The 18,971-nt window shown below is 71.1% G+C and carries 14 protein-coding genes; 10 read left to right on the top strand and 4 right to left on the bottom strand.

Annotated elements, in window-relative coordinates:
- The first annotated feature begins 7 nt into the window (after positions 1–7).
- Positions 8–1,555, top strand: a complete 1,548-nt coding sequence (locus ACFWRO_RS08375; RefSeq protein WP_384506097.1) for an RNA polymerase sigma factor — start codon at positions 8–10, stop codon at positions 1,553–1,555.
- A gap of 132 nt (positions 1,556–1,687) precedes the next feature.
- Positions 1,688–2,506: a S1 family serine peptidase gene (locus ACFWRO_RS08370; RefSeq protein ID WP_384506094.1), complete on the top strand. Its 819-nt coding sequence runs from the start codon at positions 1,688–1,690 to the stop codon at positions 2,504–2,506.
- A 100-nt stretch (positions 2,507–2,606) separates the two neighbouring features.
- On the opposite strand, the gene ACFWRO_RS08365 is transcribed toward ACFWRO_RS08370, so the two are convergent.
- Positions 2,607–2,837: a hypothetical protein gene (locus ACFWRO_RS08365; RefSeq protein WP_137992866.1), complete on the bottom strand. Its 231-nt coding sequence runs from the start codon at positions 2,835–2,837 to the stop codon at positions 2,607–2,609.
- 432 nt (positions 2,838–3,269) lie between these two features.
- On the opposite strand from ACFWRO_RS08365, the gene ACFWRO_RS08360 reads away from it, so the two are divergent.
- The 5 genes from ACFWRO_RS08360 to ACFWRO_RS08340 all read left to right on the top strand — a co-directional run bounded on the left by ACFWRO_RS08360 (position 3,270) and on the right by ACFWRO_RS08340 (position 9,707).
- On the top strand, positions 3,270–5,387 hold the full coding sequence (locus ACFWRO_RS08360) for a type IIA DNA topoisomerase subunit B (protein ID WP_384506091.1): 2,118 nt from the start codon (positions 3,270–3,272) through the stop codon (positions 5,385–5,387).
- 102 nt (positions 5,388–5,489) lie between these two features.
- Positions 5,490–6,662 carry a sensor histidine kinase gene (locus ACFWRO_RS08355; RefSeq protein ID WP_384506088.1) on the top strand — a complete coding sequence of 391 codons (1,173 nt, stop codon included), beginning with the start codon at positions 5,490–5,492 and terminating at the stop codon, positions 6,660–6,662.
- The gene (locus ACFWRO_RS08350; RefSeq protein ID WP_384506085.1) at positions 6,659–7,402 is read left to right on the top strand and encodes a response regulator; all 744 of its coding nucleotides are present in this window, start codon (positions 6,659–6,661) and stop codon (positions 7,400–7,402) included. Before ACFWRO_RS08355 ends, ACFWRO_RS08350 begins: the two co-directional genes overlap by 4 nt.
- 98 nt (positions 7,403–7,500) lie before the next feature.
- Positions 7,501–8,112, top strand: coding sequence for a DUF485 domain-containing protein (locus ACFWRO_RS08345; protein WP_384506083.1), 612 nt, complete (start codon positions 7,501–7,503; stop codon positions 8,110–8,112).
- Positions 8,109–9,707: a cation acetate symporter gene (locus ACFWRO_RS08340; RefSeq protein ID WP_384506081.1), complete on the top strand. Its 1,599-nt coding sequence runs from the start codon at positions 8,109–8,111 to the stop codon at positions 9,705–9,707. The genes ACFWRO_RS08345 and ACFWRO_RS08340 overlap by 4 nt, the downstream gene beginning before the upstream one ends.
- A 25-nt stretch (positions 9,708–9,732) precedes the next feature.
- On the opposite strand, the gene ACFWRO_RS08335 is transcribed toward ACFWRO_RS08340, so the two are convergent.
- Together ACFWRO_RS08335 and ACFWRO_RS08330 are read right to left on the bottom strand one after the other, a co-directional pair.
- Positions 9,733–10,416 (bottom strand): response regulator, encoded by a 684-nt coding sequence (locus ACFWRO_RS08335; RefSeq protein WP_384506079.1) that lies wholly within the window; start codon positions 10,414–10,416, stop codon positions 9,733–9,735.
- On the bottom strand, positions 10,413–12,074 hold the full coding sequence (locus ACFWRO_RS08330; protein WP_384506077.1) for an ATP-binding protein: 1,662 nt from the start codon (positions 12,072–12,074) through the stop codon (positions 10,413–10,415). The genes ACFWRO_RS08335 and ACFWRO_RS08330 overlap by 4 nt, the downstream gene beginning before the upstream one ends.
- A 407-nt stretch (positions 12,075–12,481) precedes the next feature.
- On the opposite strand from ACFWRO_RS08330, the gene ACFWRO_RS08325 reads away from it, so the two are divergent.
- Positions 12,482–13,534 (top strand): CobW family GTP-binding protein, encoded by a 1,053-nt coding sequence (locus ACFWRO_RS08325; protein WP_384506074.1) that lies wholly within the window; start codon positions 12,482–12,484, stop codon positions 13,532–13,534.
- Here ACFWRO_RS08325 and ACFWRO_RS08320 read toward each other — a convergent pair.
- Entirely contained in the window at positions 13,531–15,990 is a 2,460-nt protein-coding gene (locus ACFWRO_RS08320; protein ID WP_384506072.1) for a DNA topoisomerase (ATP-hydrolyzing) subunit A, read from the bottom strand. The two genes, ACFWRO_RS08325 and ACFWRO_RS08320, sit on opposite strands and share 4 nt — an antisense overlap.
- A 230-nt stretch (positions 15,991–16,220) precedes the next feature.
- Between ACFWRO_RS08320 and ACFWRO_RS08315 the strand changes: the two genes are divergently transcribed.
- Together ACFWRO_RS08315 and ACFWRO_RS08310 are read left to right on the top strand one after the other, a co-directional pair.
- Positions 16,221–17,576, top strand: a complete 1,356-nt coding sequence (locus ACFWRO_RS08315; protein WP_384506345.1) for a M16 family metallopeptidase — start codon at positions 16,221–16,223, stop codon at positions 17,574–17,576.
- A 26-nt stretch (positions 17,577–17,602) separates the two neighbouring features.
- Positions 17,603–18,970, top strand: coding sequence for a M16 family metallopeptidase (locus ACFWRO_RS08310; RefSeq protein WP_384506342.1), 1,368 nt, complete (start codon positions 17,603–17,605; stop codon positions 18,968–18,970).
- Position 18,971 lies beyond the last annotated feature (1 nt).

The raw sequence follows: 18,971 nt of genomic DNA, 5'->3' as shown, positions 1-18,971 counted from the left end.
GTTGTTCGTGTCGGCCAGCACATCCCGTACGCTCCCGCCGGAGATCGCCGAGTCCGAGTCTGTGATGGCGCTCATCGAGCGGGGAAAGGCTGATGGGCAGATCGCCGGCGATGACGTGCGTCGGGCCTTCGAGGCTGACCAGATTCCGCCAACCCAGTGGAAGAATGTTCTGCGCAGCCTCAACCAGATCCTCGAGGAAGAGGGTGTGACGCTGATGGTCAGTGCAGCGGAGTCGCCGAAGCGCGCCCGCAAGAGCGTCGCAGCGAAGAGCCCGGCCAAGCGCACCGCCACCAAGACCGTCACCGCCAAGACGACCGTGACGAAGACCGTCGCGGCCGCCACGGCGGCCCCGGCGGCAGAGAGCGCGGACCCGGCCGACGAGGCCGGAGCGCCGGCCAAGAAGGCGGCCGCGAAGAAGACCGCGGCCAAGAAGACGGTGGCGAAGAAGACCGTCGCCAAGAAGACGACGGCCAAGAAGACCGCCACCAAGAAGGACGCCGACGAGGCCGTCGAGGGCGAGGAGCTCCTCGACGAGGCCGTGCCCGGCAAGGGCGAGGACGAAGAGGCCGAGGGCGAGAACAAGGGCTTCGTCCTGTCCGACGAGGACGAGGACGACGCTCCGGCGCAGCAGGTCGCCGTCGCCGGTGCCACCGCGGACCCGGTCAAGGACTACCTCAAGCAGATCGGCAAGGTCCCGCTGCTCAACGCCGAGCAGGAGGTCGAGCTCGCCAAGCGCATCGAGGCCGGTCTGTTCGCCGAGGACAAGCTGGCCAACTCCGACAAGCTGGCGCCCAAGCTCAAGCGCGAGCTGGAGATCATCGCCGAGGACGGCCGCCGCGCCAAGAACCACCTCCTGGAGGCCAACCTCCGCCTGGTGGTCTCGCTGGCCAAGCGCTACACCGGCCGCGGCATGCTCTTCCTGGACCTGATCCAGGAGGGCAACCTGGGTCTGATCCGCGCCGTCGAGAAGTTCGACTACACCAAGGGCTACAAGTTCTCCACGTACGCCACCTGGTGGATCCGTCAGGCGATCACCCGCGCCATGGCCGACCAGGCCCGCACCATCCGTATCCCGGTGCACATGGTCGAGGTCATCAACAAGCTCGCGCGCGTCCAGCGCCAGATGCTCCAGGACCTGGGCCGCGAGCCCACCCCGGAGGAGCTGGCCAAGGAGCTCGACATGACCCCTGAGAAGGTCATCGAGGTCCAGAAGTACGGTCGCGAGCCGATCTCCCTCCACACCCCGCTGGGTGAGGACGGCGACAGCGAGTTCGGCGACCTGATCGAGGACTCCGAGGCGGTCGTCCCGGCCGACGCGGTCAGCTTCACGCTCCTCCAGGAGCAGCTGCACTCCGTGCTCGACACGCTCTCCGAGCGTGAGGCCGGCGTGGTCTCCATGCGCTTCGGTCTCACCGACGGCCAACCGAAGACGCTGGACGAGATCGGCAAGGTCTACGGAGTGACGCGCGAGCGCATCCGCCAGATCGAGTCGAAGACCATGTCGAAGCTGCGCCACCCGTCCCGCTCGCAGGTGCTGCGCGACTACCTCGACTAGTCCGCGTTCGTTCGAACTGGAGGGCCCGGTTCCCCGAAAGGGGGCCGGGCCCTTCGGCATTGCGCGGGTGCGCGGTGGGAAGGCCTGAACGACGCTGGGTGAACAGAAGTCACCGGAGAGTCAGGAGGCTCTATGCGTCGCCCCATCGCCCGAGCAGTGACCACTGCCCTGGGCCTGATCTCGACCGCGGCCGGTCCGTTCGCCGCCGTCGCCCCCGCGGCCGCCGACAGCGTCGTGGTGGGCGGGCAGCCCGCCGCCGCCGCGGACGCTCCGTGGGCCGTGGCGCTCTCCAGCCGTGACCGGTTCGGGGGTACGCGGGCGGGCCAGTTCTGCGGGGGAGTGGTCGTGGCGCCCACCCGGGTGCTGACCGCGGCCCACTGCCTGGGCAGGGACGTCCTGGGAGGCGAGCCCTCGGATCTGCCCGACTTCAAGGTGATCGCGGGCCGGAGCGCCCTGTACGGCCAGGACGGACACGAGATCCGGGTCTCCCGTACATGGGTCAGCCCGGACTACGACCCGACGGCCAATACCAACGACCTCGCCGTACTGACACTGGCGAGCCCGCTGCCGCAGTCGTACGTGATCAAGACCGCCGTCCCCGGGGACGCGGCAGAGACACCCGGCACGGCGGCGGACGTGTACGGCTGGGGGGACACCACCGGAAACGGGACCTACGCGTCCGCCCTGCGCTCGGCGCGCGTCCAGGTGCTGCCCGACAGCGCGTGCGAGCGGGCCTACCCGGGCGGCTGGGGGGCGGCGTACCGGTCCGCCACGATGCTGTGCGCCGGTGACCCGCAGGGAGGCAGGGACGCCTGCCAGGGGGACAGTGGCGGGCCGCTGGTGGCCGGCGGGCGGCTCATCGGTCTGGTGTCCTGGGGCAGCGGCTGCGGACAGCCGGAGAACCCGGGCGTCTACACGCGCGTCTCGAAGGTGCTGCCGGAGAACTTCTGAGCCTCGGGTGCGAGAACGGGCGGCCACCCCCGGGGTGCGGGGGTGGCCGCCCGTCGACCGGTCTAGTGACCGGCCCTTGGCTCGTCGTGGATGCGAGGCGTCAGCGGTCCTCGTCTACTGCCTTGGCCGGCACATCGGTGAGCCGGTCGGTCTCATCCTGTATTTCCGCGGCGATCTTCTTGAGTTCCGGCTCGAACTTGCGACCGTGGTGGGCGCAGAAGAGCAAGTCACCGCCGCTTGTCAGGACGACGCGCAGGTACGCCTGGGCGCCGCAGCGGTCGCAGCGGTCAGCGGCCGTCAGGGGGCTCGCGGGGGTCAGAACAGTAGTCACGTCGCCTCTTCTCTAGCTCGACGAGCTGTCGTACCAGGGTCAACATCCAACCAGGCCGAAAACGTTCCCGCTCGTGGCTTTTCCTCGAAACTTCTTCCCGAGGTGGCTGCTGCTGCCGGTTGGCGGCGAATGGGCCGTATTGCGTCGCTCTACGGATTTCGCATTGCTTGTCTCGGTTTCGTCCTCCCGGCTGGGTTGCCGGTTGTTCATGAGGACGTGCCCGGAGCCTAAATGGTTCATGCCTCGAAGGGAACGTGATGTTCGCGTCACCCCTTCGAGGGATCGAACACCCATGCGACTCTGCACTAGCATGAGAAATCAGGAGGGTGGCGTGACAACGGCTCTACCAGGCATCGGTACCCTCTGACCGGTGAATGACGCCGGGCCTTACCCCACTGGGCCAGTTTTCAAATTCAGCGAGGAGCGAACCGCGTGACCGCCGAGACGTCCGTGCCGTCCAGTGCGCTGCTGACCGCAGACCGTGACGGTTCCAACTACACCGCGCGGCACCTGCTCGTACTCGAAGGGCTCGAAGCTGTCCGCAAGCGCCCCGGTATGTACATCGGGTCCACCGACAGTCGCGGTCTGATGCACTGCCTCTGGGAGATCATCGACAACTCGGTCGACGAGGCTCTCGGTGACTACTGCGACCACATCGACGTGATCCTCCACGACGACGGCTCCGTCGAGGTGCGCGACAACGGCCGGGGCATCCCGGTCGACGTCGAGCCCAAGACGGGGCTCTCCGGCATCGAGGTCGTCATGACGAAGCTCCACGCGGGTGGAAAGTTCGGAGGCGGCTCGTACGCGGCCTCCGGCGGCCTGCACGGCGTCGGCGCGTCCGTGGTGAACGCGCTCTCGGCCCGGCTCGACGTCGAGGTCGACCGGAACGGCGCGACGCACGCGATCAGCTTCCGCCGGGGCGTCCCCGGCATCTTCACCGAGCAGGGCCCCGACAGCCCCTTCGACCCGTCGAGCGGCCTGCTGAAGGGCAAGCGCGTCCCGAAGACCCGCACCGGCACCCGCGTGCGGTACTGGGCGGACCGCCAGATCTTCCTCAAGGACGCCAAGCTCTCCCTGGAGCACCTGTACCAGCGCGCCCGGCAGACCGCCTTCCTGGTCCCCGGTCTCACCATCGTCGTCCGTGACGAGCGGGACCTGGAGGGCGTGGGCAAGAGCGAGGAGACGTTCCGCTTCGACGGCGGCATCAGCGAGTTCTGCGAGTTCCTCGCCCAGGACAAGGCCGTCTGTGACGTGCTCCGGCTGACCGGCCAGGGCACCTTCAAGGAGACCGTCCCGGTCCTCGACGACCGCGGCCACATGACGCCGACCGAGGTCACCCGCGAGCTGGGCGTCGATGTCGCCCTGCGCTGGGGCACCGGCTACGACACCACGGTCAGGTCGTTCGTCAACATCATCGCCACCCCCAAGGGCGGCACCCACGTCTCGGGCTTCGACCAGGCCATCACCAAGACGGTCAACGAGGTGCTGCGCTCCGCGAAGATGCTGCGCGTCGCCGAGGACGACATCGTCAAGGACGACGCCCTCGAGGGCCTCACGGCCGTCGTGACCGTCCGGCTCGCCGAGCCGCAGTTCGAGGGGCAGACCAAGGAGGTGCTCGGCACCTCGGCGGCCCGCCGGATCGTCGCCACCGTGGTCGCCAAGGAGCTGAAGGCCTTCCTCACGTCCACCAAGCGCGATGACAAGGCCCAGGCCCGGGCCGTCCTGGAGAAGGCCGTCGCGGCCGCCAGGACCCGTATCGCGGCCCGCCAGCACAAGGACGCGCAGCGCAGGAAGACGGCGCTGGAGTCCTCCTCCCTGCCCGCGAAGCTCGCCGACTGCCGCAGCGACGACGTGGAGCGCAGCGAGCTCTTCATCGTCGAGGGAGACTCCGCGCTCGGCACCGCCAAGCTCGCTCGGAACAGCGAGTTCCAGGCGCTGCTGCCGATCCGCGGCAAGATCCTCAACGTCCAGAAGTCCTCGGTCTCGGACATGCTCAAGAACGCCGAGTGCGGGGCGATCATCCAGGTCATAGGAGCCGGCTCGGGCCGTACCTTCGACATCGACGCGGCCCGCTACGGCAAGATCGTGCTCCTCGTCGACGCCGACGTCGACGGCGCGCACATCCGCTGCCTGCTGCTGACCCTCTTCCAGCGCTACATGCGCCCCATGGTCGAGGCGGGCCGGGTCTTCGCCGCCGTGCCGCCGCTGCACCGGATCGAGCTCGTCCAGCCCAAGAAGGGCCAGGACAAGTACGTCTACACGTACTCGGACAGCGAGCTGCGCCAGACCCTGCTCGAGTTCCAGCGCAAGGGGGTCCGCTTCAAGGACGCCATCCAGCGCTACAAGGGCCTCGGCGAGATGGACGCCGACCAGCTGGCGGAGACCACCATGGACCCGCGGCACCGGACCCTGCGCCGGATCAACATCGGGGATCTGGACTCGGCCGAGCAGGTCTTCGACCTGCTCATGGGCAACGACGTGGCGCCCCGCAAGGAGTTCATCACCAGCTCCGCGGCGACGCTCGACCGGTCGCGGATCGACGCGTAGCCGGGTGGCTCCACCCACGGGTGGAGCCACCAAGTTCCACCCCTGAGCTGATCACGCACGCGCTCCCTCTCCGTAGCATCGAGATGACGGAGGGGGACGGATGTGAAAGGCAACACGTCGACCAGGCGATGGCTCGCGTGGCCCGCGCCGGAGGCACTGACCCGGGTCGGGGTGCCAGGCGGCCGCCTCGTGATCGATGGATTGCTGTTCGCCGCGATAAGCGGGGGGACCGTGATCAGCGCCTATCTCTCGGGCGCCTTTCCCGGCTGGTACGGAGTGCTCCCACCGCTGGGCTTCGTCCTGGCAGCGGCCGCGCTCTGCGCCTACCACCGGACGACCCTGGCCAACCGGCTCCTGCCCTCCCTCGCCCTGCTCGGGGCCGGCGCGGGCCTCGGCCTCGCGGCGCACCTCGCGGGAGCGCATGTCACCGCCACCCTGCTCTGGATCGTCGTCTCCGTCGCCGCGATGCAGCGACTGCCGATGCCCGTCGCCCTGGCCACCGTGCTGGTCCTCTCCGGGGGGTTCGTCGACGCCGACGAGACCGGGATCGCGGGTGCCGCAGTCACCACCGCCGCGGTTCTGCTCACCGGGTACTCCCTCCGCCTGGACGCCGAGGCCAGGAGCGCCGGGTTCCGGCTCCTCACCCAGGAGCGCGCCGCACGCGACGCCGAGGCGGCCTCCGCGGCCCTGGCCGAGCGGGCCAGGATCGCCCGCGAGATCCACGACGTCCTGGCGCACAGCCTCTCCGCGCAGATGGTGCACCTGGAGGCGGCCAGGCTCCAGATCGAGGCGGGCGCCGAGCGGGAGACGATCCTGGAGCGGGTGGTCGCGGCCCGGTCCATGGCCCGGGAGGGGCTCGCCGAGACCCGGCAGGCGCTCTCCGCTCTCCGCGGCGACATGGTGCCCGTCGAGGACTACCTACGGGAGCTGGCGCGCGAGGACCGGGCCGAGGTCCAAGTGGTCGGCGCGCGGCGACAGTTGCCGGCGGAAGCCTCCCAGGCCGTACGCAGAGTGGCGCAGGAAGCCCTCACCAACGTCCGTAAGCACGCTCCCGGGGCCAGGACGAGCCTGCTCCTGGCCTACGAGACGGGGGAGGTCGCCCTGGAGATACGGGACTCGGGCGCACCCGGAGCGGTCGGGGGAGCAGGGCTTGGCGCCTCGGGCTCCGGCTACGGGCTGCTCGGCATGCGCGAGCGCGCCGAGCTCCTCGGCGGGACGCTGGACGCGGGGCCCGAGGGCGACGGCTTCGCGGTGCGGCTGAGGGTGCCGGCATGAGCGACCCCGGGAACCGGCGGGACGACCGCAGGGTCGCGCGGGTGATCGTCGCCGACGACCAGTCCATGGTGAGGGAGGGGATCGTGCTCGTGCTGGGCCTGCTGCCCGGCATCGAGGTGGTCGGGGCCGCCAGGGACGGCGAGGAGGCCGTCGCCCTGACCGCCGAACTGGCCCCCGATGTGGTGCTGATGGACCTCCGGATGCCGCGCTGCGACGGAGTCGAGGCGACCCGGAAGATCCGCGCCGAACACCCCGGCACCGAGGTCGTGGTCCTCACCACGTACGCCGACGACGACTCCCTCTTCCCGGCGCTCCGGGCGGGGGCGCGTGGCTATCTCACCAAGGACGCGGGAGGGGAGGAGATCGGGCGTGCGGTGCACGACGTGCTCGACGGGCGGGCCGGACTCGCTCCCTCCGTCCAACGGCGGCTCCTGGAAAAGCTGATGGTCGAGCCCGAGCGGAGCGGCGGACCCGTCGGCGACCCGCCGGGAGGCCGGCCGCGGCGGCAACCGGTCACACTGCCCGACGGGCTCACCGAGCGCGAGGCCGAGGTGCTCGTCCTGGTCGCGGACGGCCTCTCCAACCAGGAGATCGGCGCCCGGCTGAGCATCTCCACCGCCACGGTGAAGACCCATATCAACAACCTTTTCGCCAAGGCCGGAGTCCGCGACCGCGTGCAGGCCGTCCGGTACGCATATCACCATGGGCTCGTCGCACCACCAGGGGAAGCCATCACCTGATGGGGTGAAGTGAGGAGGGAGAAGAGTCCTGGATCTTCCCGCTCTGTCCATCCTTGGGCACGCGGCCGAAACGGTTCGCTGACAAGGAGAGTTCAGCGGTGGAGAAGCACGAAGGGCCGGGCGTCCCCGCGGTGCGGATCGACGACCCCTGGTACGACGCACTCGCCTCCGGCTGGGGCGAGTCGGTCGACGCGGAGGCGCCGGGCACCGAGGACGGGACCGCCGCGCCGGCGACCGGAGCCGTACCGCGACAGCAGCCGGAGCACGGGTCGCTGTCCGGGTCGGTGCACGGTTCGGAGCGGCGAGACTCGGGGCGCGGGTTCGAGGGCGGGTCGGTGCACGGTTCGGCGCACGGATCCGACCGGGGTGCGGCCGCCATCTATCTGGAGGTCCAGCGCAGCCCGGCCTTCCAGGAAGTGCGTAGCCGCTACCGGCGGTTCGTGATCCCGGCGACCTTCGCCTTCCTCCTCTGGTACCTCGCCTATGTCGTGGCGGCGACGGCGGCACCCGGGCTGATGGCACGGCCCGTCGTCGGGATGGTCAACGTGGCGATGCTGGCCGGGCTCGGGCAGTTCCTCACCACCTTCCTGCTGACCTGGGCCTACGCCCGGCACGCCCGGCTACGGCGGGACCGGGCCGCGCTGGAGCTGCGCTGGACGGTGTTCGACGAGACACGGGCACAGGGGATGACACGGGGAGTGCAGCGGTGACCAACGACCATCAGATGCTCGCGCTGCTGCTGTTCAGCGCCTTCGTCGCCGTAACCCTCGGGATCACCACCTGGGTGAGCCGGAACAGGCACGGCTCGGCCGAGGAGTTCTACGCCGGGGGACGGCTCTTCTCGCCCCTGGAGAACGGTTTCGCCATCGCCGGCGACTACATGTCCGCCGCCTCCTTCCTCGGCATCTCCGGCCTGATCGCGCTCTTCGGCTACGACGGCATGCTGTACTCCGTCGGATTCCTCGTCGCCTGGCTGGTCGTCCTCTTCCTGGTCGCCGAACTGGTGCGCAACTGCGGCCGGTTCACGCTCGCCGACGTCGTCGCGGCGCGGATGGCGGAGCGCCCCGTACGGATCGCCGCCGGCACGTCCTCCGTCACCGTCTCCGTGCTCTATCTCGTGGCCCAGATGGTCGGCGCGGGCAGCCTGGTCGCCCTTCTCCTCGGGGGCACCAGCGAGGCCGCCCGCTCCTGGACCGTGATCGGTGTCGGCGCGCTGATGGTGATCTACGTGTCGCTCGGCGGTATGCGGGCCACCACCTGGATCCAGATCGTCAAAGCCGTGCTGCTCATCGCCGGCACGATCGCCCTCACCGTGCTGGTCCTGCTCCGCTTCCACGGGGACTTCAACCAGTTGCTGGCCACGGCCGCCGAACGCAGCGGACACGGACGGGACTTCCTCGCGCCGGGCCTGCGCTACGGCGGCGAATGGACCGCCCGGCTCGACTTCATCAGCTTGGGCCTCGCCCTCGTCCTGGGCACCGCGGGCCTGCCGCACATCCTGTCCCGGTTCTACACCGTGCCGACCGCGCGGGCCGCCCGTCGCTCGGTCGTCTGGGCCATCGGACTCATCGGCGGCTTCTACCTCATGACGATCGTCCTCGGTTTCGGCGCCGCCGCGATCATCGGCCCCGACGCCGTCCGCGCCTCCAACGCCGCCGGGAACACAGCCGTACCGCTGCTCGCCCTCGACCTCGGCGGAGGAGCCGGGTCGACCGGTGGCACGGTGCTGTTCGCGATCGTCGCCGCCATCGCCTTCGCCACCATCCTGGCCGTCGTCGCCGGCATCACGCTCGCCTCGTCCGCCTCCGTCGCCCACGACCTGTACGCCTCGCTGCGCCGCAGGCGCCCGCGGGCGAAGCAGTACAGCGAGGTGACCGTGGCGCGGATGGCCGCGGCCGGGATCGGCGCGGCCGCGATCGGGCTCGGTCTGCTCGCCCGCGACCTCAACGTGGCGTTCCTGGTCGGCCTCGCCTTCGCGGTCGCCGCGTCGGCCAACCTGCCGGTGCTGCTCTACTCGCTGTTCTGGCGGAACTTCACCACGCGCGGCGCCGTCTGGTCGGTGTACGGAGGGCTCGTTCCGGCGATGCTGCTCGTGGTCTTCTCCCCGGTCGTCTCGGGCAGCCCCGAGGCGCTCTTCCCCGGCGTGGACTTCCATGTCTTCCCGCTTCAGAACCCGGGCCTGGTCTCCATCCCGCTCGGCTTCCTGGCGGGCTGGATCGGTACCGTCACGTCCTCCGAGCCGCCGGACGCGGCCAAGCATGCGGAGACGGAGGTCAGGGCCCTGACGGGGGCCGGGGCCGTCTGAGGCCCGGAGGGGGTCTCCGTGGGGCTCAGCCCGTCGCCTTCACCCAGACGTACCGGTGCTCGGGGCGGCCTGTCTCGCCGTACTTCAGCGAGAGCCGCACCCGGTCGGCCCGTTCGAGCAGCTTGAGATAGCGCTGCGCGGTCTGCCGGCTCACCCCCGCCCGCTCGGCGATCTCCTGCGCGGACAGAGCCCCGTCGGCGGCCAGCAGCACCTGGCGCAGCAGCTCCGCGGTGGTGGGGGAGTGGCCCTTGGGGAGGTCGGGCTCCACCGCGCCCGCCGAGAGGGCGCCGAAGATGCGGTCGACCTCGGCCTGTTCGGCCTCGCCGCCGCGTTCGAGCGTGTCGCGCAGGCCTGCGTACGCCTCCAGCTTGGCGCGCAGCCCGGCGAAGGCGAAGGGCTTGACCAGGTACTGCAGCGCGCCGTGGCGCATCGCCGCCTGGACGGTCGCCACGTCGCGCGCCGCCGTCACCATGATCACGTCGGTCTGGTGGCCCAGGCGGCGCAACTCCCGTACGACCGCGAGTCCGTTCTCGTCGGGCAGGTAGTGGTCGAGCAGGATCAGGTCGACCGGTACTTCGCTCAGCCGGGCGAGCGCCTCCGCCGTGGAGTGGGCGGTGGCGACGACCCGGAAACCGGGCACCTTCGTCACGTACGCCGCGTTGATCCGCGCCACGCGGGTGTCGTCGTCCACGACCAGTACGTCGATCATCGCGGCTCTCCCACGGACACTGTCGTACGCTCCGTCGGCTCGGGTTCGTCCAGCGCCTCCGGGAGGACGACGGTGAACTCGGCGCCGTTGCCGTCCGGGCCAGTGCCGACCAGGGCGCTGCCGCCCCGGCGTTCGGCGAGTCGGCGCACCAGGGCCAGGCCCAGGCCCCGTTTGCCGTGGGAGGGCAGCTCCTTCGTGGTCCAGCCCTCGGTGAAGATCAGCTCGCGGCGGTCGTCCGGTACGCCAGGACCGCTGTCGGTGACCCGCAGGACGACCGTACGGCCCTCGGCCCGCAGGGCGATCTCCACGCGCGCGTGGACGGTGCCCGCGGCGGCGTCCAGGGCGTTGTCGACCAGGTTGCCGACGACCGTGACCAGCTCGCGGGGGTCGACCAGCCGGTCGGGGAGGAGCGAGTCGGCGGAGATCCGCAGGGACACGCCCCGCTCGGCGGCGACCGTGGCCTTGCCGACCAGGAGCGCGGCGAGCAGCGGGTCGTGGACCTTCTCCGTGACCTGCTCGGCGGTGGCCCGGTGGACGCCGACGACCTCGGTGACGAACTCGACCGCCTCGTCGTGCATCTCCAGCTCCAGCAGGCCCAGGAGGGTGTGCAGCCGGTTGGCGTGCTCGTGGTCCTGGGCGCGCAGGGCGTCGATCAGGCCCCGGGTGGAGTCCAGCTCGCGGCCGAGCCGCTCCAGCTCGGTCCGGTCGCGGAGGGTGGCGACGGCGCCGCCGTCGTCCGTCGGCATCCGGTTGGCGATCAGCACACGGTTGCCCCGTACGGTCACCAGGTCCTCACCCGTGACCCGGCCGGCCAGCACATCGGCCGTACGACCTGAGCCGAGCGCCTCCTCCAGGGGGCGCCCGGTCGCCTCGGGGCCGATGCCGAGCAGCCGCTGCGCCTCGTCGTTCAGGAGCCGGACGCGTCCGGTGCGGTCGAGGGCGACGACGCCCTCGCGGATGCCGTGGAGCATGGCCTCGCGCTCGGCGAGGAGCGCGGAGATGTCCGAGAACGCCAGGTCGTGGGTCTGCCGCTGGAGCCTGCGGGAGATCAGGTACGCGGCCAGGGCACCGGCCGCCAGGGCGCCGCCCGCGTACGCGAGGAGGCCGGGGATCGCCCCGAGGAGCCGGTCGTGGACGCTGTCGTACTCGATGCCGACGGACACCGCGCCGACGATGGCCCCCTCCGCGTCCCGCAGCGGGGCCTTGCCCCTTGCGGAACGGCCGAGGGTGCCGTTGTCGATCTCCATGACCTCGCGGCCCGCGAGCGCGGCGCTGGGGTCCGTGGAGACGATCTTGCCGATCTGGGCCTGGTCCGTGTGGGACCAGCGGACGCCCCGGGTGTCCATGACCACGACGTACTCGGCGCCCGTGGCCTGCCGGATCCGCTCCGCCTCGCGCTGCACCGGACCCTCGGCGGAGGGGCCGGTGGTCCGCAGCGCGGCCGCGACCTCGGGGGAGGCGGTGGTCTCGGCGATGGCGAGGGCGCGCCGCATGGCCTGGTCGTCGAGCTGGTCGCTCAGCGGCGCGAGGAAGAGGCCGGTGGCCAGCACGGTGACGCCGGCAGCGATGGCCAGCTGCATCAGGAGGACCTGGGCGAAGACCCGCCTCGGCCAGCCGAAGCGCCTGCGTCGCGTGGGGGTGGTCGGTGCGGGGGGCATGGCAGGAACGGTACGGGGATGGGGGCGGGGACCGGAAATGTGCGGGGCCCTTGGGCGGGCGGCCTGTAGGCGGGCGGAGGTGGGTGGTGCGGCCGCGGGCCGGTGGGGGTGCGCCCGGCCTCCGGCCGGGCTGGGGTTCCCACCCGCACCACCCGTGCGGGAAGGAGGGCAGAGGTGCGGGCCGACCTGTGCGCGGTGGCCCGCCGTCGGCGGCCGCGGGGCGGTGGGGCGCGACGGCTTCGCGTCGCGGGCAGGGAAGAGCGTGGGGTTCTCGGGCCGCCGTGCCCGTGCGCCTGGTGGGCAGTCGCGTCGCCTCCGACGCTCGCCGTCGGTGGCTGCGGGGTTCTTTGCGCCTAGTGCCTATTCTGGGGGCTTTGGTGTGTGTCGAGTCGTCGGAGGGGTTTCCCTTGACCAAGCAGCAGATTCCCGTCGTCGTACTCTCCGGGTTTCTCGGGTCGGGCAAGACGACGCTGCTCAACCAGCTGCTGCGCAGCGCCCGGGGGACCCGGATCGGTGTCATGGTCAATGACTTCGGGGACATCGGGATCGACGCCATGACCGTCGCCGGGCAGGTCGGCTCCACCGTCTCGCTCGGGAACGGGTGCCTGTGCTGTGCCGTCGACGCGAGTGAGCTGGACGAGTACCTGGAGGTGCTCACCCGCCCCGAGGCCAGGCTCGACGTGATCGTCATCGAGGCGAGCGGTCTTGCCGAGCCCCAGGAGCTCGTGCGGATGGTGCTCGCCAGCGAGAACGAGCGGGTCGTGTACGGCGGGCTCGTGCAGGTCGTCGACGCCGCCGAGTTCGCGCGGACCCGGGGCGCGCACCCCGAGACCGACCGGCATCTGGCCCTCGCCGACCTCGTCGTCCTCAACAAGGTCGACCGGGTGGGGGTCGACGAGGTGGACGCCGTCCATGAGGTCGTCGCAGAGCTCGCCGGGCGCGCCGCCGTGGTCCGGGCCGCGCACGGGCGGGTCGACCCGGAGCTGTTCTTCGACCGGGTCGTGCCCGAGGGGGAGATCGAGGGGCAGATGTCGATCGAGGACCTGCTGTACGGGGACGACGACGCGCACGACCATCCGCACGCCGCCTACGAGACCCTCTCCCTGACCTCCGGCACCGCGCTCCACCCCCGCAGGCTCATGGAGTTCCTCGACTCCCGGCCCGAGGGCCTGTACCGCATCAAGGGCTTCCTCGACTTCGGCGCCGCCGACCCCGCCAACCGCTACGCCGTGCACGCCGTCGGCAGGTTCCTGCGCTTCTACCCCGAGCCCTGGACCGCCGGGCAGGAGCGGCTCACCGAACTCGTCCTCATCGGCTCCGGCATCGACGCCGGGGCCCTGCGGAAGGCGCTCGACGGCTGCCGCGTGAACGGCCCGCAGGACGCCCCCGACGAGCACAGCATGTGGGGCGTCCTGCGGTACGTACAGGAGCGGGAGAACGATCCGGACGACGAGGGCTAGCTCGCCGGGCCCGCCAGCACCGTCACCGGCTTCGGCAGCGGGGTGCCCGAGCCGTCGCGGCGGGGGTCGACCTCGGGCAGCTCCACCGGCGTGCCGTTCTCCTGTGCGGCGAACGCCGGGGTCGCGCCAGCCCAGGCCAGGATGAGCACGTCCTCGCCCTTCAGGAACCGCTGGCAGCGCACACCACCGGTCGCACGGCCCTTGCGGGGGTACTGGTCGAACGGCGTCAGCTTCGCCGACGTGGCGGCACCGTCGTCCAGCGTGCCCGTGGAGCCCGCGACCGTGAAGACCACCGCGTCCACCGCCGGGTCCACCGCCGTGAACGAGAGCACCTCGGCGCCGTCCGCCAGCTTGATGCCCGCCATGCCGCCCGCCGGCCGGCCCTGGGGCCGTACCTGCGAGGCCTGGTAGCGCAGCAGTTGGGCGTCGGAGGTGATGAAGACCAGGTCCTCCTCGCCCGTCCGCAGCTCGGTCGCGCCGACGATCCGGTCACCCTCCTTGAGGGTGATGACCTCCAGCTCGTCCTTGTTCGCCGGATAGTCCGGGACCACGCGCTTGACCACGCCCTGCAGCGTGCCGAGCGCCAGACCCGGCGAGGACTCGTCGAGGGTGGTCAGACAGACCACCGTCTCGTCGTCCTCCAGGGTCAGGAACTCCGCCAGGGGCGCCCCGCCCGCCAGGTTCGGCGCGGCGGCCGTGTCCGGTAGCTGGGGCAGGTCGATCACCGCGAGCCGCAGCAGCCGGCCGGTGGAGGTCACCGCGCCGATGTCGCCGCGCTGCGTCGCCGGGACCGCCGACACGATCGCGTCGTGCTTCGCCCGCTTGCCGTCCTCGGCGGGGGCCGGGACCTCCGCCGTGGCCGTACGCGCCAGCAGGCCCGTCGAGGACAGCAGCACCCGGCAGGGGTCGTCCGCGACCTCCAGGGACACGGCGGTGACCGCAGCGCCCGCCGACTCCAGCAGGACCGTCCGCCGGTCGGTGCCGAACTTCTTGGCCACCGCCGCCAGTTCCGCCGAGACCAGCTTGCGCAGCTCGCTGTCGGAATCCAGGATCCCGGTCAGCTCGTCGATCTCGCCGTTGAGCCGGTCGCGCTCGGTCTCCAGCTCGATCCGGTCGAACTTGGTGAGCCGGCGCAGCGGGGTGTCCAGGATGTACTGCGTCTGGACCTCGCTCAGCGAGAAGCGCTCGATCAGCCGCTCCTTCGCCTGCGCCGAGTTCTCGCTGGAGCGGATGAGGCGGATGACCTCGTCGATGTCGAGCAGCGCGACGAGCAGGCCCTCGACCAGGTGCAGCCGGTCGCGCTTCTTCGTCCGGCGGAACTCGGAGCGCCGGCGCACCACGTCGAAGCGGTGGTCGAGATAGACCTCGAGGAGCTCCTTGAGGCCGAGCGTGAGCGGCTGGCCGTCGACCAGCGCCACGTTGTTGATGCCGAAGGACTCCTCCATCGGCGTCAGCTTGTAGAGCTGCTCCAGGACCGCTTCCGGCACGAAGCCGTTCTTGACCTCGATGACCAGGCGCAGGCCGTGGCTGCGGTCGGTGAGGTCCTTGACGTCGGCGATGCCCTGGAGCTTCTTGGAGCCGACCAGGTCCTTGATCTTGGAGATGACCTTCTCCGGGCCGACCGTGAAGGGCAGCTCGGTGACGACGATGCCCTTGCGCCGGGGGGTCACGTCCTCCACGGTCGCGGTGGCGCGGATCTTGAACGTGCCGCGGCCGTTCTCGTAGGCGTCCTTGATGCCGGAGAGGCCGACGATCCGGCCGCCGGTGGGCAGGTCGGGTCCCGGCACGAAGCGCATGAGCGCCTCGAGGTCCGCGTTCGGGTGGCGGATCAGGTGCCGGGCGGCCGCGATGACCTCGCCCAGGTTGTGCGGGGGCATGTTCGTCGCCATGCCGACCGCGATGCCCGAGGCGCCGTTGACCAGCAGGTTCGGATACGCGGCCGGCAGCGTGACCGGCTCCCGCTCCTGGCCGTCGTAGTTCGGGGTGAAGTCGACGGTGTCCTCGTCGATGGACTCCGTCATCATCAGCGCGGCGGCGGCCATCTTCGACTCGGTGTACCGCATGGCGGCCGGCGGGTCGTCGTTGCCGAGCGAGCCGAAGTTGCCGTGGCCGTCGACGAGCGGGAGGCGCATGGAGAAGGGCTGGGCCATGCGCACCATCGCGTCGTAGATCGACGCGTCGCCGTGCGGGTGCAGTTTGCCCATGACCTCGCCGACGACGCGGGCGCACTTCACATAGCCGCGGTCGGGGCGGAGCCCCATCTCGTTCATCTGGTACACGATGCGGCGCTGCACCGGCTTCATGCCGTCGCGGGCGTCCGGCAGCGCGCGGGAATAGATCACCGAGTACGCGTACTCGAGGAAGGAGCCCTGCATCTCGTCGACGACGTCGATGTCGAGGATCCTCTCCTCGAACGCGTCGTCCGGCGGCGGTGTCTTCGTGCTGCGGCGGGCCATCGCGGCTGCGGCTCCTTCACCAACAAGGTTGATCTGACGCGGACCATTGTGGACCGTCCCACCGACAACGCCGACCGCGACCCGGGTATGAGCGGTTCGTGAGCCGTCCGTGACGCCCCGCGACCCGGAAGAGGGACGCCGGGAACCTGTGGGAACTTCGCGAGGTGTCAGTGCGCTTGCATAGGGTGGGAGGACTTTTCCATATCGCGATCGAAGGGACGTACATGCCCATGGGTCACACGGCCACGGCAGAGGCCGGCTCAGGCGGCCTGACAGCGACCGAGCACCGGCTGGCCAACGGCTTGCGTGTGGTGCTCTCCGAGGACCACCTGACCCCGGTCGCCGCGGTGTGCCTCTGGTACGACGTCGGCTCCCGCCACGAGGTCGCCGGCCGCACCGGCCTCGCCCACCTCTTCGAGCACCTGATGTTCCAGGGCTCGAAGCAGGTCCACGGCAACGGCCACTTCGAGCTGGTGCAGGGCGCGGGTGGCTCGCTCAACGGCACGACGAGCTTCGAGCGCACCAACTACTTCGAGACCATGCCCACGCACCAGCTGGAGCTCGCGCTCTGGCTGGAGGCGGACCGCATGGGCTCCCTGCTCGCCGCCCTGGACGACGAGTCCATGGAGAACCAGCGGGACGTCGTCAAGAACGAGCGCCGCCAGCGGTACGACAACGTGCCCTACGGCACGGCCTTCGAGAAGCTGACCGCCCTCGCCTACCCCGACGGCCACCCCTACCACCACACGCCGATCGGCTCCATGGCCGACCTGGACGCGGCGACGCTGGAGGACGCGCGGGCCTTCTTCCGTACGTACTACGCGCCGAACAACGTGGTCCTGTCGGTCGTCGGCGACATCGACCCGGCGCAGACGCTGGCCTGGGTCGAGAAGTACTTCGGCTCCATCCCGTCCCACGACGGCAAGCTGCCCCCGCGCGACGGCGCGCTGCCCGACACCATCGGGGAGCAGCTGCGCGAGGTCGTCGAGGAGGAGGTCCCGGCCCGCGCGCTGATGGCCGCCTACCGCCTCCCGCACGACGGCACGCGCGCGTGCGACGCCGCCGACCTCGCCCTGACCGTGCTCGGCGGGGGCGAGTCGTCCCGGCTCCACAACCGCCTCGTGCGCCGCGACCGTACGGCCGTGGCCGCCGGCTTCGGCCTGCTGCGGCTGGCCGGCGCGCCATCGCTGGGCTGGCTGGACGTCAAGACCTCCGGTGGCGTCGAGGTGCCCGAGATCGAGACGGCCGTCGACGAGGAGCTGGCCCGGTTCGCCGCCGAGGGCCCGACGCCCGAGGAGATGGAGCGCGCCCAGGCCCAGTTGGAGCGCGAGTGGCTGGACCGGCTCGGCACGGTCGCAGGACGCGCCGACGAACTGTGCCGCTTCGCGGTCCTGTTCGGCGACCCGCAGCTGGCGCTGACCGCGGTCAACCGGGTCCTGGACGTCACGGCCGACGAGGTGCGCGAGGTCGCCGCGGCCCGGCTGCGGCCGGACAACCGCGCGGTGCTGGTCTACGAGCCCGTCGGTACCGAACAGAGCGACGCCGAGCAGGGCGACAGCGACGAGGAAGAGGGAGCGGACCAGTGACCGACGCTGCCGCGTCTTTGACGAGCATGACGTTCCACCCGCAGCCCGAGCCGGGCTCGGCCAGGCCCTGGGCCTTTCCCGCCCCGGACCGCGGGGCGCTGGACAACGGCCTGACGGTGCTGCGCTGTCACCGTCCCGGTCAGCAGGTCGTGGCCGTCGAGATCTTCTTCGACGCCCCGCTGGAGGCCGAGCCCGCCGGTCTCGACGGTGTCGCCACGATCATGGCCCGTGCCCTCACCGAGGGCACCGACCAGCACACCGCCGAGGAGTTCGCCGCCGAGCTGGAGCGCTGCGGCGCCACGCTCGACGCGCACGCGGACCACCCGGGCGTACGGGTCTCCCTGGAGGTTCCCGTCTCCCGGCTGCCCAAGGCGCTCGGGCTGGTCTCCGAGGCTCTGATCGCGCCGGCGTTCCTCGAGACCGAGGTCGAGCGTCTGGTGCGCAACCGTCTCGACGAGATTCCGCACGAGACGGCCAACCCGGCCCGCCGGGCGGCCAAGCAGCTCTCCAAGGAGCTCTTCCCGGCCGAGTCCCGCATGTCCCGGCCGCGCCAGGGCACCGAGGAGACGGTGGCGGCCATCGACGCCGCCGCCGTCCGCGCCTTCTTCCAGACCCACCTCCGGCCGTCCACGGCGACCGCCGTGGTCGTCGGCGACCTGACCGACGTGGACCTGGACAAGGTCCTCGCCGAGTCGCTGGGCGCCTGGACGGGGAACAGCGCGGAGTCCCGGCCCATGCCTCCGATCACGGCCGACGACGCCGGCCGTGTGGTCATCGTCGACCGGCCGGGCGCCGTCCAGACCCAGTTGCTGATCGGCCGCGTGGGCGCCGACCGGCACGACCGCGTCTGGCCCGCCCAGGTCCTCGGCACGTACTGCCTCGGCGGCACGCTCACCTCCCGCCTGGACCGCGTCCTGCGCGAGGAGAAGGGCTACACCTACGGTGTCCGGGCCTTCGGTCAGGTCCTGCGCTCCGACGGCGCGGGCAACGGTGCCTCGATGCTCGCCATCAGCGGCTCCGTGGACACCCCCAACACCGGCCCGGCACTTGACGACCTGTGGAAGGTGCTGCGCACCCTCGCGGCCGAGGGTCTGACGGACGCCGAGCGCGACGTGGCCGTGCAGAACCTGGTGGGCGTGGCGCCGCTCAAGTACGAGACCGCCGCCTCCGTCGCGGCGACGCTCGCCGACCAGGTCGAGCAGCACCTCCCGGACGACTTCCAGGCGCAGTTGTACGCGCGCCTGGTCGAGACCGGCACGGTCGAGGCGACGGCGGCCGTCGTCAACGCCTTCCCGGTGGACCGGCTCGTCACCGTGCTCGTGGGTGACGCGGCCGAGATCGAGGAGCCGGTGCGGGCCCTCGGCATCGGCGAAGTCACCGTCGTCACCGGCTGAT

It is taken from the genome of Streptomyces sp. NPDC058579, from assembly GCF_042718575.1.
GTDB lineage: Bacteria > Actinomycetota > Actinomycetes > Streptomycetales > Streptomycetaceae > Streptomyces.
Note: the sequence above shows the minus strand (reverse complement) of the source record. Positions and strands in the feature narration are given on the sequence as shown.

Bases quoted from the DNA above. Each gene is read 5' to 3' on its own strand.
- ACFWRO_RS08315 (WP_384506345.1), top strand. From the start codon at position 16,221: ATGGGTCACACGGCCACGGCAGAGGCCGGCTCAGGCGGCCTGACAGCG.
- ACFWRO_RS08335 (WP_384506079.1), bottom strand. From the start codon at position 10,416: ATGATCGACGTACTGGTCGTGGACGACGACACCCGCGTGGCGCGGATC.
- ACFWRO_RS08350 (WP_384506085.1), top strand. From the start codon at position 6,659: ATGAGCGACCCCGGGAACCGGCGGGACGACCGCAGGGTCGCGCGGGTG.
- ACFWRO_RS08320 (WP_384506072.1), bottom strand. From the start codon at position 15,990: ATGGCCCGCCGCAGCACGAAGACACCGCCGCCGGACGACGCGTTCGAG.
- ACFWRO_RS08330 (WP_384506077.1), bottom strand. From the start codon at position 12,074: ATGCCCCCCGCACCGACCACCCCCACGCGACGCAGGCGCTTCGGCTGG.
- ACFWRO_RS08370 (WP_384506094.1), top strand. From the start codon at position 1,688: ATGCGTCGCCCCATCGCCCGAGCAGTGACCACTGCCCTGGGCCTGATC.
- ACFWRO_RS08310 (WP_384506342.1), top strand. From the start codon at position 17,603: ATGACGTTCCACCCGCAGCCCGAGCCGGGCTCGGCCAGGCCCTGGGCC.